The following is a 15,744-nucleotide window of genomic DNA, read 5'->3' as shown; positions in this document are numbered from 1 at the left end:
ATCGTCAATCAAAAGAATATTTTTCGCGCAATTCGGGGCGAAGCTTTCCACTTTTGTTATAGTTCGTCAATTCGATTTATTTTCATCACCCGAAATAGGTATATAACTCTCGCTTTTGGCCTCTCGAAGTAGCAATAAGACGGTGCTATAGTTTCGCCATATTTAGTTTACTTTCGGGACCTCGTTTCGTGTCTCAAAAAGCAATTACCGTCGGATTTCCATTTTCGGGTGATGATATCGGGGGGAGCCATATTTCCGCGCTCAACCTCATATCGTCGTTCGACAGGGAACGGATCAATCCCATCGTCTTCGTCCATCATCCGCGCAAGGCGCTCTCCAGATATCTGGACGAGAACAAGATCGACTACGTCACAATCGAGGATATCGACATCCTCTCGCCGCAACGGGATCGGCCTCTCACGCAGCAATCCTTCTCGGCACTGCGCTATCCGATCTCGATGGTAAAGATCATCAAGCTCCTCAGACGACACAACATCGACATCGTGCACACCAACGACGGCGCGATTCATACGACCTGGGCGCTTCCGACCTACCTGGCCGGCGCGAAACTCCTGTGGCACCACCGCGGCGACCCTCGGGCCCGGGCCGTCAACATGCTTGCACCGCTTCTTGCCAAGCACGTGGTCACGGTCTCACGATTTGCGCAGCCGGCAAAACCGTTGCTCCCGCTCGAGGGGCGTATCTCGGTGCTGCACAGCCCCTTCCGGCATCCGGACCAGATTCCCGATCGGGAGGAAAGCAGGCTTGCGTTGGTGCGCGAACTCGGCCTGCCGGAGGAGACGCGGTTCGTCGGCTACTTCGGACTTCTCAATGAGCGCAAGCGCCCTCTCCGTTTCGTCGAGGCGGTTCATGCCTTTCACCGCAGCAATCCGGATTTCCCGATTGCCGGCCTGCTTTTCGGCACGCCCGAACAGGCAGGGCCGCGGCTCGACCTTGAGACCGCGGAACGCGCGCGCGCGCTCGGGATCGCCGACAAGATCCACCTCATGGGATTTCGTCATCCGGTCGCGCCCTATATGTGCGCCGTCGACATTCTCCTCGTGCCGGCCATGAGCGAGCCGTTCGGCAGAACGCTCATCGAGGCCATGATGTACGGCACCCCGGTCGTCGCCACCAACCACGGCGGAAACCCGGAGGCGATCGAGAACGACGTCACCGGTTTTCTCGTCGAGCCAGAAAACCCAGAGGCTTTCGTCGCCCCGATGGAGCGCCTGCTGAAACACAGAGGCGAGTGGCAACGCATCAGCGAAACGGCGCGCACCTCGACGCTCGCCGCCTATGGCATCAAGCCCCATGTCGACGGCATCGTCAGCATTTATCAGCGAATTCTCGGAAAACGGCCCTCCGACATCTCGGCGCACGCCGCGCACTGAGCCCACCGACAGCGGAAAGAAAGAGAACGACATGCAGCTCTCGGATATCGATTTCCTGATCATCGGCGCCGCGAAGAGCGCGACCACCTGGCTACAGCAGTCGCTGCAGCAAAACCCTTCCGTCTACATGCCGGATCCCGAGCTGCACTTCTTCAGCCGAAACTTCGACAAGGGCGACGCCTGGTATCTGGACCAATTCGAGCCCAAGCCTGAGCAGACCATCGTCGGCGAGAAATCCAACTCCTATCTCGACGAGCCGGAAGCGGCGGCCCGCATCAAGAAGGCGCTGCCGCGGGCACGGCTGATCGCGCAGCTGCGCAATCCCGTCGACCGCGCCTATTCCGACTACTGCATGCTCTATCGCCGCGGGGAAGTCGGCACCGACATCACCCGGTATCTCGATCCACGCCAGGCAAAGGGCGGACGTTTCCTGGTCGGCGGTCTCTATTGCCGCCAGCTGGAAGCCTATCTCGATCTGTTTCCGGCTGAAAACCTGCAGGTTCTGCTCTATGAGCATATGCGCCAGAACCCGCAGGCGCATCTCGACGCGGTCAGAGACTTTCTGCAGCTGTCCGCGCCGCTGCATCCGGTCGTCAACAAGGTCAAGGACAAGACGGTGCCTGTCGTGCCGCCGAAGCTGCGCCGATTTCTTCAGCCGCTAAAGCCGATCGCGGCACCGTTCCGCAGCAATCCCATCGTGAAAGGCCTGCGCTCGATGGTCGCCCGCGAACTCGACTATGTGCCGTTGCCGACGGACCTGCGCAACCGGCTGGTCGAATTCTACGCGCCGGAAACCGAAAGACTCGGCGCGCTTCTGAAGCAGGACCTTTCGGGCTGGCTGCAGGCGGCCGCCGGCAGCGCGCGACCAGCGGCCTGATGCCGGCCTAGCCCTCGGCGGGTCGCCCAAATCGTAGCGACAGAACGAGCGGTACGGCCACCAGATAGAGGGCGACGACCGACAGCCAGATGGCGCCTGGCCATTCCTGCCGGAAGACGAAATAGAAGCTTGAGAAAGCGAGCGGGCTGGCGATCGACGCCAGGCTCACCGCTGACGCCAGCACGCCCTGAAACTGGCCCTGCTGGGTCTCATCAACCTGGCGGGTCGCAAGGGACTGCAAGGCCGGCGCGCCGATGCCGCCGAGCACGAAGATCGGCATGACGGCGAAGATCATCCAGCCTTCCGTCGCAAATGCCATGACGATCAAGCCGACGCACGCGCCGGCAACGCCTGTCAGGATTGTCGCGCGTTCGCCGAGCCGTTTCACGGCCGGGCCGGGGAGGAATGCCTGGGCGAGGGCCTGGCAGACCCCGAAGGCGCCAAGCGAAAGACCGATCCACAGCCCGTTCCAGTGAAAGGCATCGCTGCCCCACAGGGCCCAGCAGGCGCTGTAGGCCTCGCCCGTCGCGCTCAAGGCGATGAACAGAACGACGATCGGCATCAGGCCCTTGGTGGAGAAAGCCCAGCCGAGCGGACGGAGCGGATTGAGCGCGGCCAGATCGATCCTCTCCCGGCTGGGAATGCGCGATTCCGGCAGGACGAAGAGCGCCAGCAGCAGATTGCAGGCGTTGAGAACGGCGGCTGCAATGAAGGGCAGCCGCAAGCCATGGTCGCCGAGGATGCCGCCCAGCACCGGGCCGACGATAAAGCCGATTCCGAACATGGCATTGAACAGGCCGAAGCGGCGGGCGCGTTTGTCCTCCGGCGAGATGTCGGTGATATAGGCCGTCGCCACCGCCAGGTTGGCGCTCGTCAGGCCGGCGATCGCGCGACCTGCGAAAAGCATCCAGAGGTTGGAGGCGAAAGCCAGAAACAGGTAGTTGACGGCGGCGCCGCCAAGGGAAAGCAGCAAGACAGGCCGGCGGCCGATGCGGTCGCTGAGTGCACCGAGCACCGGTGCAAACACGAACTGCATCACTGCATAGAGGGCTGTCATGGTGCCGATGAGCGGCGCGACGTCGTCCGTCTGCGTAACTTCCTTCAGCAGCGACGGCAGAATGGGAAAGATCAGCCCGATTCCGACGGCATCGAGGACAATGGCAGCAAAAATGACGATAAGTGGTTTCTTCATGGTAGGGGGTGTGGTCATGGCACGCTCCGGTAGACGCGAGCGTGCGGCACCGCCAGGCGCCAATGGCTCGCGAGCAGGGGCTGACGAAATGTCAGATATCTGGTTCTGGGAGACGCTGGCCGATCCGCGCCGAAATAGGCGGGGATGGCATGTACTCGACCGCCTGGACGCCAATTCGTCCACCTGTTTACTCCGCCACTGAGCGGATCAAGGGAAGCGGTCGCTTTTCGCGACGGGCAATATTTACGTCAGATAGCCGCGCGCCGCAATCCCTATCGCCGCACACGCCTATAACATGATATTTAAACTCCACTATTGCGCTCCGGTCTGTGGCCGGCTATCCCATTCCCCGAGCCGGCACCGGTGCGGGGATGGCAGGGGCGACTTCAATCCGATGAAAAGCCGTGACGACAAGCTGGCTTTGATCTTCATGCGCGAGCGTGCGGGCCTTTCACGCTATCTGTCGTCGCGCGCCGGTTCGGCGGAGGATGGCGAAGTTCGATGGCGGGCTCCTCGACGTCTGGCCAACCCGCGAGTTTGCGCGCCGGCTCACCTATCTGCCGCAGCAGATCCCCGCCGTTCCGGCCATGACGGTTCGGGAACTGGCGGCCATGAGTCGCTACTCCTGGTACGGGGGCGCTCGGCCGGTTCGGACCTGACGACCGCGAAAGCGTCGAGCGGGCGCTGGAGCGCACGGACATGCTTCCGCTCGCCGACCGGCTGGTGGACACACTTTCCGGCGGCGAACACCAGCGCGCCTGGCTCGCGATGCTGCTGGCGCAAAACGCGGCATGCCCGCTGCCAGACGAGCCAACGGCCGCTCTCGACGTCACCCACCAGATCGAGGTGCTTTCACTCGTTCGCACCTTGCCACGCGCCAGCGGGCTGACTGTCATTCTCGTGCTGCACGACATCAACATGGCGAGCCGCTTCTGCGACCAGATCGTCGCGCTCCATTCCGGCCGGCTCGTCGCCAGCGGCCGGCCGAACCGGATCATGGAAAAGACGACCCTCGAACGCATCTACGGGGTGCAGATGGACATCCTCCCCCACCCCTCGGCCGATCGCGTCATCGCCGTCCCCTGTTGAAAGGGCACGCCGGACCTGTCGCTTATTTGGAGGCCGGGAGGCCACACCTTTCCCGGCTCGACTGCCGCTTAGGCGACCTGCGCGTCTGGCTCGGCGTCCTTGGCCAGCACGACCGTATTCCTGCCCATGCGCTTGGCTTCGTAAAGCGCGTCGTCTGCCTTCTGCAGCAGCCGCTCGAGCGTGGTATCCGCGGCGATCGCCGTCGCTGCCCCGAGGCTCGCGGTCACGCAGCCATCGGTCAGTCCGCGATGCGGTAGGCGCAGCCCTTCGATCGCCATCCTGATCCGCTCTGCCATCGCCAAAGCCGGCAGGGGCTCCCGTCCGGGCGCCAGCACCAGTATCTCTTCCCCGCCGAAACGGAAGACGAAGGCAGCCTCGTCGACCGTGGAGCGGATGCACTGCGAGACGGCACGGATGCAGGCATCGCCTTCGATATGGCCGTGAACGTCGTTGAACCGCTTGAAGTGGTCGATGTCGAGCAAGATCGCCGAAATCGCGGTGTCGCCCGGTGCTTCGTTCCAAAGCATGCCGCCGATCCGCGCCAGCGACCGGCGGTTCAACAGACCCGTCAGTTCATCCCGCTCAGCGTTGCGTTCGAGTTGCTGGCAAAGGAGGCTGCCTCTCAGCTGATTGAGAAAATTCTGCCGGTCCTTCTGCTCCAGGAAATAGGCGCTCACCGCCAGGAAGATCGACAGCGTCAGATAGAAGGTGATGATGCCGGAATAGGTTACGTCGTCGAAAGCGCCGGTCAGATGCGTCGTGGTGAAATGCGACGCGCACATCAGCGCAAGCCCCGAAACGACGGCCAAGAACCGCGGCCGGAGCGCGATGACGAAGAACAGGAAGGCGGCGGAATTGCCGTTCTGGTAGACGAAAAGGTAGGGACTGGTGCTCTGCGTGGCCACCGCCATCGGCAAGGTGACGCCGAGCACCGCGATCGCCACCGCCAGGACGTCGTAGAGACGGGCGTCCGGCCAGCGGCGCACCGCCAGGATGCAGGCAATGACGAAGGGCGTGAACACCAGGAAGCGAACGGTGAACAACCCGGCGAAGACATCCGGCAACATGGTATGGTCGCCGAAATAGACGAGATCGTAGATGAAGATGCCGATCACGCCCCAGATTGTGGCGAGCCGCACGCGCTCTGCCGCATAGTCCTTGCGGAAGAGTTCTTCAATCTCCGGCGAAAAATGCAGATAGCGAAAGCCCCGCGCGATCTGGCCTTCTACCTGGTCTAGCGTCACAACGCCCATCGCCCATTTCCCGAACTGCGGAAAGACTCGGTGCAGACTAGCAGAGAAAGCTGAATATTCGTCTAAAGTTAGAACGGTTCATTGCATCGGGCGCGCGAACCGGCCTGAAGCGACGTCACGCCTCGGGAACCTTGATCAGCACTGTTCCTGCCGCATCGATCGGCTTGCCATCCTGTGTGCGGATATCGAGCTTGACCGGAAGGCCCGTTTCCTTCTCGACCAATTGGGAATGCTTCTCACCCGGCTGAAACAGATGCTTTTCCCCGAACTGCCGCAAGGCGACCATGACCGGAAAGAGGTCGCGGCCCATCGCCGTCAACTGGTACTCGACCCGGGCCTTCGCCTCGCCGGCCGGAACCGTTTCGAGAATGCCGCGCTCGACGAGCGTTTTCAGGCGTTCGGTCAGGATGTTCTTGGCAATGCCGAGGCTCTTTTGAAAGTCGCTGAAGCGGCGGACGTCATCGAAAGCATCGCGCACGATTAGCAGCGACCACCAGTCGCCGATCGCATCCAGCGATCGCGCGCTCGGGCAATAGTCTTCCTTCAGCCGTCTGCGGGCCACCATGCATAATCTCCATCTGGAATTTTGGTTGCATTATGAAACCAAAATGATATCCATTCCTTGGTTTCATTATTAAACCAAAACAAGGAACACGTCCAATGGATGGTAAAATTGCTGCGGTGCCGGCCGGCGCTGCAAACGATGTCCCCTGCCCGGTCGGCAGTGCCCGCCCGGCATCGCGGCTGACGCGTCCGATGATGACACTCTTTGCCTTCGCCGCCGGCCTCGCCGTCGCCAACGCCTATTTCGCTCACCCCTTGATCGACGTCATGGCTGCCGATCTCGATCTGTCGGAAACCCGCGCCGGCCTGATCGTCGGCGCAACCCAACTTGGCTACGCGCTCGGGCTGATCCTACTTGTTCCCCTCGGAGATCTTTTCGATCGCCGTAAGATCATCATCTTTCAGTCGCTGCTTTCGGTCGTCGCCCTTGGCTTCGTCGCTTTTTCGGCGACCGTCGAAATGCTGATGGTTTCCATTGCCGCAGTTGGCATGCTCGCCGTGCTCACGCAGGCGCTGGTTGCCTATGCGGCCAGCCTCTCCCACCCTGCGGAACGGGGCCGGGTGGTCGGATTTGTCACCAGCGGCATCGTCATCGGCATTTTGTCGGCTCGCGCCGTCGCGGGATTGCTGACCGATCTGGCCGGCTGGCGGGCGGTTTATTTTGTATCTGCCGCGCTTACCCTCTTGATCGCGCTGCTGCTTTACAAGCTGCTGCCACATCAACAACGGGAAACGAGCAAGCTTAGCTATCTCCGCCTTGTCTCCTCCACTTTCATGCTAATTTCCCAGGAGCCGGTTCTGCGCGTCCGCGGCATCATCGCGATGTTGATCTTCGCCAACGTGACGACGCTGCTCACCCCGCTTGTCCTGCCGCTGAGCGTGCCGCCCTTTTCGCTTTCGCATACTGAGGTCGGCCTCTTTGGGTTGGCAGGGATTGCCGGAGCGCTCGCCGCCTCGCGAGCCGGACACTGGGCCGATCTCGGATTTGGACAGCGGACGACAGGGATATCGCTCGCGCTGATACTCGCCGCGTGGCTGCCGATTTCGCTTCTGGACCATTCGCTTCTGTGGCTCGTTGCCGGCGTCCTCATCCTCGACTTCGGGCTTCAGGCCGTGCACGTGACGAACCAGGCTCTGATCTATCGCGTGCGACCGGAAGCCCAGAACCGGCTGACCGCCGCCTATATGCTGTTCTATTCGCTCGGCAGCGGGCTCGGATCGTCCCTCTCAACCGTCGCCTACGCCCATGGCGGATGGCAGGGCGTCTGTCTGATGGGCGCAGCGCTCAGCCTCGTTACGTTGCTCTTCTGGCTGGCGACGAAACCTGCAAATCCGCAAGATGGCACGGTGCTGAACGGCTAGCTTCACCACCGCGCATGGCCGCCCTCGGCGGGAGACGGTCATGCTTCTCTCCAACGGCTCTCCTCCGCGTCCCAAAAGCGTCCCGACATCGTACGGCTCACAGCTAGGGAACCGTTACCGAAACCGAGCGTTTACGTTGCTTGAGCGTCATCTATCGGGGATCAACGCCATGTCAGACGGCGAAAACGCGTCCGTCAACGAGCTAGCAACCAAGGAAAAGGCGTGGCCGGCAGCTCACGACGAGATGCAGTCGCTGATCGACGACTTTGACTGGTCGCCGACCCCGCTCGGACCGATGGAGAATTGGTCGCCGACGCTGAAGATCATGGTCCCCTTCCTCCTGCGCAACCGGTTTCCGCTCCTTTTGTGGTGGGGGCCGCAATATGTCTCGATCTACAACGAGGCCTATCGCCCGGTGCTCGGCGCAAAACACCCCTGGGCACTCGGCAAACCGGTCAGCGAATGCTGGAGCGAGATCTGGCATGTCTTGAAGCCGCTGATCGACACGCCCTTCAATGGCGGTCCAGCCACCTGGAACGATGACATCGAGCTCGAAATCAACAGGCACGGCTTCCTGGAAGAAACCCATTTCACCATCGCCTACAGCCCCGTGCCGGACGAAACCGCACCAAATGGCATTGGCGGCGTGCTCGCCACCGTGACCGAAATTTCCGAAAAGGTAATCGGAGAACGTCGTATCGTGGTCCTTCGGGATCTCGCTTCCCGCTCTGGCGATGCGCGAACGCCCGACGAGGCCTGCGCGATCGCAACGGAAACATTCAAGAAGCACGAACGAGACGTGCCCTTCGCGCTTCTCTACCTCGTGGAGCCCGGCCGCAAACGAGCCCGGCTTTCTGGCTTGGCTGGCCTTAAACCGAACCAAGCGCTATGCCCGGCAAAGGTAGAGTTGGCGCAACAGGACAGTTCCGCAGGCTGGCATTTCGGTGCCGAACTGAACCCCATCCTTGTCGATGATCTCGGACGCCGTTTCCCGCCTTCCGCGAGCAAAAACCATCCCAACCTGCCGCACACGGCAGTCGTGCTTCCGCTGCCTGCAGCCAATGCCCGCGATGCAGCCGGTTTTCTCGTGGTCGGCATCAATCCTCGCCTGAAGCTCGACGAGCACTACCACGACTTCTTGCATCTCATGCGGGCCCAGATGGCCAGCGCCATCGCCAATGCGCAGTCCTATGAGGACGAGCGTAAGCGTTCCGAGGCACTAGCGGAAATAGACAAGGCGAAAACCGTTTTCTTTTCCAATGTCAGCCATGAGTTCCGCACGCCGATCACGCTGATGCTCGGCCACATTGAGGACCTGCTGGCCCGCAGCGGCGAGCGCCCCGACGATCGCGACCGTCTGCTCATTGCCCATCGCAACTCGCTGCGCCTGCTCAAGCTGGTCAACACGCTGCTTGAATTCTCGCGAATCGAAGCCGGGCGGCTGCAGGCGCGCTTCGAGCCGACGAACCTTGCGACGGCAACGGCGGAGCTTGCCAGCGCTTTTCGATCGGCGATGGAAATGGCCGGGCTGAACCTGACCGTCGACACGCCGCCGTTGCCGGAACCGGCCTATGTCGATCGGCAGATGTGGGAAAAGATTGTTCTCAATCTGCTCTCGAACGCCTTCAAATTCACTCTCAAGGGCGACGTCGCCGTCAAACTCGCGGCCGGGGACGACAATTTCGTGCTGACGGTCCGTGATACCGGCATCGGCATTCCGGCCAACGAGATGCCCCGGCTGTTCGAGCGCTTCCATCGTGTCGAAGGCGCAAGGGGTCGCAGCCAGGAGGGCTCAGGCATCGGGCTCGCCCTCGTCCAGGAATTGGTGAAGCTACACGGCGGAACGGTCTCGGCCGAAAGTCACCTCGACGAAGGCACGACCATACGCGTGACGATCCCCAAAGGCAGCCGCGCGCCCGCAATACACCGAAATGGCGAGGGCAATGGCCATGGCAACGGCGAAGATCGCTCGTCGACCACGATCGGCGCCGTGCCATTCGTGGAGGAGGCGCTGCAATGGCTGCCGGATCATCCGTCCTCGGATGCGGGGCTCCCCGAGGTCGAACCGGCGCCACATCCGGCGCAAACACGAAACGGCGGCCGCCGAACCCTGCTGGTCGTCGATGACAATGCCGACATGCGCGACTACCTGCGCCGGCTTCTCGGCGCGCAATACGACCTCAAGATCGTTGGCAACGGCGAAGACGCACTCGCCGCCGTCGCGTCGCAAAAACCGAACCTGATCGTCACGGACATCATGGTGCCAGGCTTCGACGGGATCGAACTGCTCAGGCGCCTGCGCGCGGATACGCGCACAAACTCCGTGCCGATCATTCTTCTTTCCGCGCGCGCCGGCGAGGAAAGCCGGATCGAGGGCATGCAGGCGGGTGCTGACGACTACTTGATCAAGCCCTTCAGCGCGCGCGAACTCTTGGCCCGGATCGAGGCGCACCTGAAGATCTCTCAATATCGCACCGAGGTCGCCGAAACCCTGCGCGCGAGCGAAGAGCGTTTCCGCGCTCTGGTCACCGCGAGTTCGGATGTCGTCTACCGCATGGGTCCTGACTGGCGCGAGATGCGGTTTCTGCAGGGCAAGGACTTCGTCGCCGACACCGACGAGCCGAGCGACAGCTGGCTCGAAGCCTACATACCGGCCGAAGACCAGACGCTGATGCTCGCTCGCATCAGCGATGCCATCGACAGCAAGGCCGTCTTCGAAATGGAGCACCGGGTCATCCGCCGCGACGGCAGTCTTGGCTGGACCCATTCGCGTGCGATACCCATGCTCGATGGCAAAGGGGACATCGCCGAATGGTTCGGCGCGGCGCGTGACATCACCGACCGCAAGCGGGCGGAAGAGACCCAGCAACGCCTGCTCAGCGAGCTCAGCCACCGGGTCAAGAACATGCTCGCTTCGGTTCAGGCGATCGCCCAGCATACGTTGCGTTCAGCCAAGGACCCCGCGGATTTTGCAGCCAGCTTCAGTGGACGCCTGCAGTCGATGTCACGCATGCACTCGCTGCTGACCCGTACGGCCTGGGAAGGCGCTGATCTCGACGACATCATTCGTGATCAGCTCTTGTGGGGAACCGCCGACGAGCGCCGCGTCACGATCTCAGGGCCGCCCGTGCGGTTCGATGCGCAGACGGCAACGCATATGGCGATGGTCCTCCATGAACTCGGGACCAACGCGGCAAAACACGGCGCGCTTTCCTTGAACAAGGGAACGGTCTCGATCGATTGGAGCGTGACCGGCGGTGCGCTGTGTCTCAACTGGACCGAACGGGGCGGACCGCCGCTCAAAGCCCCGCTTGGTCGAGGCTTCGGCACGCGGCTGATCGAAAAGGTTGCGACGGGCGGCGGGGGAAGTGCCCGCCTGACGACCGAGGCCGATGGCATGCGATGGGAGGTGCGGCTCCCGCTCGAGGCCGATGTTCCACTGAGTGCCAAGCCCGACGCGGAGGAACCTTTGCCGGAAGGACCGGCCGCCGGTGCCGAGGCTGCGCCGACGAAGCTCAAGGGAAAGCGCATATTGGTGGTTGAGGATGAGGCGCTGATCGCCTTCGAAATCGCCGCTATCCTGGAGGAAGAGGATGCTGAGGTCGCCGGGCCTGCGGCGACACCCGGTGATGCGTTGCGGCTGATCGACGAGATGGCGCTGGATGCCGCGCTGCTCGATGCCAATCTGCGCGGCCAGCCGGTTGATGCGATCGCCGCAGCCTTGACCGACAAGAAGGTCCCCTTCGTCTTCGTATCCGGCTACGGTCGCGAGGCTCTGCCGCCCGGCTTTGCCGACACCGCTCTGCTGGCAAAGCCGTTCAACCCTCGACAACTGCTCGAGGCCGCGGCGCTGCTCGTCGCCGAGCCCAAGTCCATCTTGCGTTTCCGGCACTGAGGGAGGACGCTTGATAGAGCCTTCTTCCCCTCGGACACCGTTGCATTTCGGCGCGCTTGCGGTAGTTTTTCAGAACGCCCCGCCAAGCAGCGGCGGCCTTTCGCAACGTGTGGCCATCACCGATGCGGTTCCACTTCGAGTTCGTGGGAGCGGTCAATATGCTGGTCGACAATAGCGGCGCAAACGCCCCCGAACAGCCCTATCGCGAGAGCGAGGCGCGGTTTCGCGAGATTTTCGAGAACGCCGGAGTCGCAGTCTGGGAGCAGGACTTTTCCGGGGTCTGCGACCTCTTGGATCGGCTTCGCTCGGACGGTGTCGAGGATCTACGCGCCCATCTGAAGGCGCACCCCGAGCGGCTGACTGAAGCGATCGCGCAGGTGCGTATCGTCGACGTCAATCCTTTCACTGTGGAACTGTTCGAGGCCACCGAGAAGGACGAGCTGCTGCGGTCGCTCTCCAACGTCTTTCTGCCGGAGACGGCGCCGATCTTTCTCGAAGAACTGGTGACGCTGTGGCAGGGTCAGAGGCGCTTCGGCAGCGAGGCCGTCGTGCAGACGTTGCGCGGCCGGCGGCTGCATGTGGTCTTCACCGTCACGTTCGAAGGCGCGCGCTGCGAGCGCACCTATGTCAGCATCCTCGACATTTCCCAGCGCAAGGCCGCCGAGCGCCGGCTGCAGGCGGTCGACCGAATAGCCAAGGCAATCGCCGGCAATCTCGATCTCGATCACATCGTGCAGACCGTGACCGATGCCGCCACGGAGCTGACAGGCGCAAAGTTCGGCGCCTTCTTCTACAATCTCACCGACCCGGACGGCGAGCGCTACACGCTCTACACCCTCTCGGGCGCACCGCGCGCGGCGTTCGAGAATTTCCAGTTGCCGCGCAACACCGCCGTGTTCGATCCGACCTTTCGCGGTAGCGGCCTCGTACGCTCCGACGACATCCGAACCGACCCGCGTTATGGAAAATCCGCGCCGCATTTCGGCATGCCGAAGGGTCACCTGCCGGTGGTAAGCTACCTCGCTGTTCCGGTGCTCTCACGGTCCGGTGATGTCCACGGCGGGCTTTTCTTCGGCCATGATCTGCCAGGTGTCTTTACGGCCGAGACCGAGGCGACGGTGACCTCGATCGCCGCGCATGCCGCGATCGCCATCGACAACGCCCATCTGCTCAAGGCAGCCGAAAATGAGCTTGCGATCCGCCGCCAGGCGGAACGCGCGGCCCAGCAACTGGCGGCGATCGTCGAATCCTCGGAAGATGCGATCCTGTCGATGGATCTGGACGGCATTATCACCAGTTGGAACGTCGGCGCCGAGCGCCTCTATGGCTATACGGTCGAGGAAGCGTTCGGCAGCCCGGTCACGCTGCTGATCCCGGAGGATCGCCTCGGCGAAGAACTGGAGATCCTGGCAAAGGTTCGCGCCGGTCAGCGCGTCGACCACTTCGAGACCGTCAGACAGCGCAAGGATGGCGGGCTGATCCCGATCTCGCTGCGGATTTCACCGATCCGCGACAGTACCGGCGTGGTCGTCGGCGCTTCCAAGATCGCCCGTGACATCAGCGAGCGCCGGCAGGCCGAACAGCAGAAGGATCTGCTGATCCAGGAGATGGCGCACCGGGTGAAGAACCTGTTCATGGTCTCGAGCAGCGTCGTGTCGCTGAGCGCCAAGGCCGCCGCATCCGCCGAAGAACTGGCGTCTGCTGTCGTCGCGCGGTTGGGGTCGCTGGCGCGCGCGCACGTGCTCACTCTGCCGACGCCGGACCGTGACGGTGCAGGCGAAGGCCGAGCCAATCTGCAGGCGCTGCTTTCGACATTGCTCTCACCCTATGACGGCGATACGCCCCAAGGCCTTCGCCGGGTCACGACGCGAGGCTGCGATCTTGGCATCCCGCGCGCCGCGATCACCGGCTTTTCCCTGGTCGTCCACGAGTTCGCCACCAACGCCGCCAAGTACGGCGCCCTCTCGACCGCCACCGGTTCCCTCGACATCGAATGCATCGATCGCGGGGAAACCCTGGAACTCAAATGGACCGAACAGGGCGGGCCTCCGGTAACCCAGACCGAGACCGAGGGCTTCGGCACCAAGCTCGCCAAGCTGACGATCGAAAGGCAGTTCGGCGGCGAAATTCTCCGCCAGTGGCACTCGCAAGGCCTGATCATACGCCTGATCGTCCCCAAGGATCGCCTGCAGCCGCCGGAGTGAGGGCCTTTTGCAGGCCGCCGCCGCGATCGATGGCCCTTTGCACGTCCTCTTGGCTTGCGGCCATTATGTCCCACTTGAGCGTGCGTTTGGGCTGAATGCGATCCTGGCGGGTGTGATCGGCTCTTTGGTCGTTGCCTGATCTGTCCGCTTGCGCCCGTCTGGGTCTTTTCCCTGCGGTTTAAACGCAAAAAGCCCCCTGGCATTTCTGCAGGGGGCTTTTGTGTGATTTGGTTGCGGGGGCAGGATTTGAACCTGCGGCCTTCAGGTTATGAGCCTGACGAGCTACCGGGCTGCTCCACCCCGCGCCATCGCGGTAAATCCCTTTGGGATTTATCCGCTCATTGCGGGTTTTGCCGAAGGCAAAATCCCGTTTAACCGGTCCGGGTTTTGCGTGCGCAAAATCCCGTTGGTTTGTCTGATCTTACTTACGCAAAAAGGCCGCTTGTTGGCGGCCCTTGTGTTTCGGCAGGGCCGAAGAGTGTGTCGAGAAGATTTCCGGCGTTTTATCTTGCGTTTTGCAGACCTGGCAGCGACCTACTCTCCCGCGTCTTAAGACGAAGTACCATCGGCGCTGGGGCGTTTCACGGCCGTGTTCGGAATGGGAACGGGTGCAGCCACCCCGCCAGAACCACCAGGTCGGCAAAGCGCAAGATTTGAGCTTGCGGGCTCAAACCGGATGAGAAGCTGGTGAGTTCGGGTTTAAGCGAACTCGTTTTGTTTTGAACACGTCGTTCATCTCGGCGAATGCTTTGCAATCGCCTTGTGATGAACACAAGCAATGGGAACGATCAAGCCAATCGAACGATTAGTACTGGTAAGCTTCATGCGTTGCCGCACTTCCACACCCAGCCTATCAACGTGGTCGTCTTCCACGGTTCTCAAGGGAATACTCGTTTTCAGGTTGGTTTCCCGCTTAGATGCCTTCAGCGGTTATCCATTCCATATATAGCTACCCTGCTATGCCCTTGGCAGGACAACAGGTCCACCAGAGATATGTCCATCCCGGTCCTCTCGTACTAGGGACAGATCCTGTCAATATTCCTACACCCACGGCAGATAGGGACCGAACTGTCTCACGACGTTCTGAACCCAGCTCACGTACCGCTTTAATTGGCGAACAGCCAAACCCTTGGGACCTGCTCCAGCCCCAGGATGCGATGAGCCGACATCGAGGTGCCAAACAACCCCGTCGATATGGACTCTTGGGGGTCATCAGCCTGTTATCCCCGGCGTACCTTTTATCCGTTGAGCGATGGCCCTTCCACGCGGGACCACCGGATCACTATGACCGACTTTCGTCTCTGCTCGACTTGTCAGTCTCGCAGTCAGGCGGGCTTATGCCATTGCACTCGACGACCGATTTCCGACCGGTCTGAGCCCACCATCGCGCGCCTCCGTTACTCTTTCGGAGGCGACCGCCCCAGTCAAACTACCCACCATACACTGTCCCGGATCCGGATAACGGACCGCGGTTAGACATCCATGACGATAAGGGTGGTATTTCAAGGATGGCTCCACAAGAACTGGCGTCCCTGCTTCAAAGCCTACCACCTATCCTACACATGCCGACACGAATGCCAGTGTAAAGCTATAGTAAAGGTGCACGGGGTCTTTCCGTCTGACCGCAGGAACCCCGCATCTTCACGGGGAATTCAATTTCACTGAGTCTATGCTGGAGACAGCGGGGAAGTCGTTACGCCATTCGTGCAGGTCGGAACTTACCCGACAAGGAATTTCGCTACCTTAGGACCGTTATAGTTACGGCCGCCGTTTACTGGGGCTTCGATTCAGAGCTTGCACCCCTCCTCTTAACCTTCCAGCACCGGGCAGGCGTCAGACCCTATACGTCGTCTTGCGACTTCGCAGAGCCCTGTGTTTTTGATAAACAGTCGCTACCCCCTGGTCTGTGCCACC

General features: G+C 61.7%; 9 protein-coding genes, 1 tRNA gene and 2 rRNA genes (1 of these 12 running past the window's edge). 6 read left to right on the top strand and 6 right to left on the bottom strand.

The annotated features are described in order from the left end of the window. Positions 1-188 precede the first annotated feature (188 nt). Positions 189-1,394 carry a glycosyltransferase family 4 protein gene (locus JVX98_RS07230; protein ID WP_205236315.1) on the top strand — a complete coding sequence of 402 codons (1,206 nt, stop codon included), beginning with the start codon at positions 189-191 and terminating at the stop codon, positions 1,392-1,394. 31 nt (positions 1,395-1,425) lie between these two features. Further along, positions 1,426-2,271 carry a sulfotransferase gene (locus tag JVX98_RS07225; RefSeq protein WP_205236314.1) on the top strand — a complete coding sequence of 282 codons (846 nt, stop codon included), beginning with the start codon at positions 1,426-1,428 and terminating at the stop codon, positions 2,269-2,271. 7 nt (positions 2,272-2,278) lie between these two features. Here JVX98_RS07225 and JVX98_RS07220 read toward each other — a convergent pair whose 3' ends face one another. Then, on the bottom strand, positions 2,279-3,463 hold the full coding sequence (locus JVX98_RS07220; protein ID WP_205237021.1) for a TCR/Tet family MFS transporter: 1,185 nt from the start codon (positions 3,461-3,463) through the stop codon (positions 2,279-2,281). Positions 3,464-4,162: 699 nt separating this feature from the next. Here JVX98_RS07220 and JVX98_RS32240 point away from each other — a divergent pair. Beyond that, positions 4,163-4,552 (top strand): hypothetical protein, encoded by a 390-nt coding sequence (locus JVX98_RS32240; protein WP_246764823.1) that lies wholly within the window; start codon positions 4,163-4,165, stop codon positions 4,550-4,552. Between the two features lie 68 nt (positions 4,553-4,620). On the opposite strand, the gene JVX98_RS07210 is transcribed toward JVX98_RS32240, so the two are convergent. Continuing rightward, positions 4,621-5,805 (bottom strand): GGDEF domain-containing protein, encoded by a 1,185-nt coding sequence (locus JVX98_RS07210; protein ID WP_205236313.1) that lies wholly within the window; start codon positions 5,803-5,805, stop codon positions 4,621-4,623. Positions 5,806-5,920: 115 nt separating this feature from the next. Continuing rightward, the gene (locus tag JVX98_RS07205) at positions 5,921-6,370 is read right to left on the bottom strand and encodes a helix-turn-helix domain-containing protein (protein WP_205236312.1); all 450 of its coding nucleotides are present in this window, start codon (positions 6,368-6,370) and stop codon (positions 5,921-5,923) included. Between the two features lie 95 nt (positions 6,371-6,465). On the opposite strand from JVX98_RS07205, the gene JVX98_RS07200 reads away from it, so the two are divergent. The 3 genes from JVX98_RS07200 to JVX98_RS07190 all read left to right on the top strand — a co-directional run bounded on the left by JVX98_RS07200 (position 6,466) and on the right by JVX98_RS07190 (position 13,830). Further along, on the top strand, positions 6,466-7,731 hold the full coding sequence (locus JVX98_RS07200) for an MFS transporter (protein ID WP_205236311.1): 1,266 nt from the start codon (positions 6,466-6,468) through the stop codon (positions 7,729-7,731). A 169-nt stretch (positions 7,732-7,900) separates the two neighbouring features. Then, positions 7,901-11,626, top strand: a complete 3,726-nt coding sequence (locus JVX98_RS07195) for a response regulator (protein WP_205236310.1) — start codon at positions 7,901-7,903, stop codon at positions 11,624-11,626. A gap of 158 nt (positions 11,627-11,784) precedes the next feature. After that, entirely contained in the window at positions 11,785-13,830 is a 2,046-nt protein-coding gene (locus tag JVX98_RS07190) for a PAS domain S-box protein (protein ID WP_205236309.1), read from the top strand. 228 nt (positions 13,831-14,058) lie between these two features. On the opposite strand, the gene JVX98_RS07185 is transcribed toward JVX98_RS07190, so the two are convergent. The 3 genes from JVX98_RS07185 to JVX98_RS07175 all read right to left on the bottom strand — a co-directional run. Then, a tRNA-Met gene (locus tag JVX98_RS07185) sits at positions 14,059-14,135 on the bottom strand. 216 nt (positions 14,136-14,351) lie between these two features. Beyond that, positions 14,352-14,466 (bottom strand): 5S ribosomal RNA (rrf, locus tag JVX98_RS07180). 148 nt (positions 14,467-14,614) lie between these two features. Beyond that, a 23S ribosomal RNA gene (locus JVX98_RS07175) occupies positions 14,615-15,744 on the bottom strand (it continues 1,666 nt past the right edge of the window).

Origin of the sequence: Ensifer sp. PDNC004 (genome assembly GCF_016919405.1) — a bacterium.
In the GTDB taxonomy this organism is placed as follows: Bacteria; Pseudomonadota; Alphaproteobacteria; order Rhizobiales; family Rhizobiaceae; genus Ensifer.
Note: the sequence above shows the minus strand (reverse complement) of the source record. Positions and strands in the feature narration are given on the sequence as shown.

Excerpts from the sequence above, each read along its gene's own strand:
- JVX98_RS07205 (WP_205236312.1), bottom strand. The coding sequence starts at position 6,370 with ATGGTGGCCCGCAGACGGCTGAAGGAAGACTATTGCCCGAGCGCGCGA.
- JVX98_RS32240 (WP_246764823.1), top strand. The coding sequence starts at position 4,163 with ATGCTTCCGCTCGCCGACCGGCTGGTGGACACACTTTCCGGCGGCGAA.
- JVX98_RS07200 (WP_205236311.1), top strand. The coding sequence starts at position 6,466 with ATGGATGGTAAAATTGCTGCGGTGCCGGCCGGCGCTGCAAACGATGTC.
- JVX98_RS07210 (WP_205236313.1), bottom strand. The coding sequence starts at position 5,805 with ATGGGCGTTGTGACGCTAGACCAGGTAGAAGGCCAGATCGCGCGGGGC.
- JVX98_RS07195 (WP_205236310.1), top strand. The coding sequence starts at position 7,901 with ATGTCAGACGGCGAAAACGCGTCCGTCAACGAGCTAGCAACCAAGGAA.
- JVX98_RS07220 (WP_205237021.1), bottom strand. The coding sequence starts at position 3,463 with ATGAAGAAACCACTTATCGTCATTTTTGCTGCCATTGTCCTCGATGCC.
- JVX98_RS07225 (WP_205236314.1), top strand. The coding sequence starts at position 1,426 with ATGCAGCTCTCGGATATCGATTTCCTGATCATCGGCGCCGCGAAGAGC.
- JVX98_RS07190 (WP_205236309.1), top strand. The coding sequence starts at position 11,785 with ATGCTGGTCGACAATAGCGGCGCAAACGCCCCCGAACAGCCCTATCGC.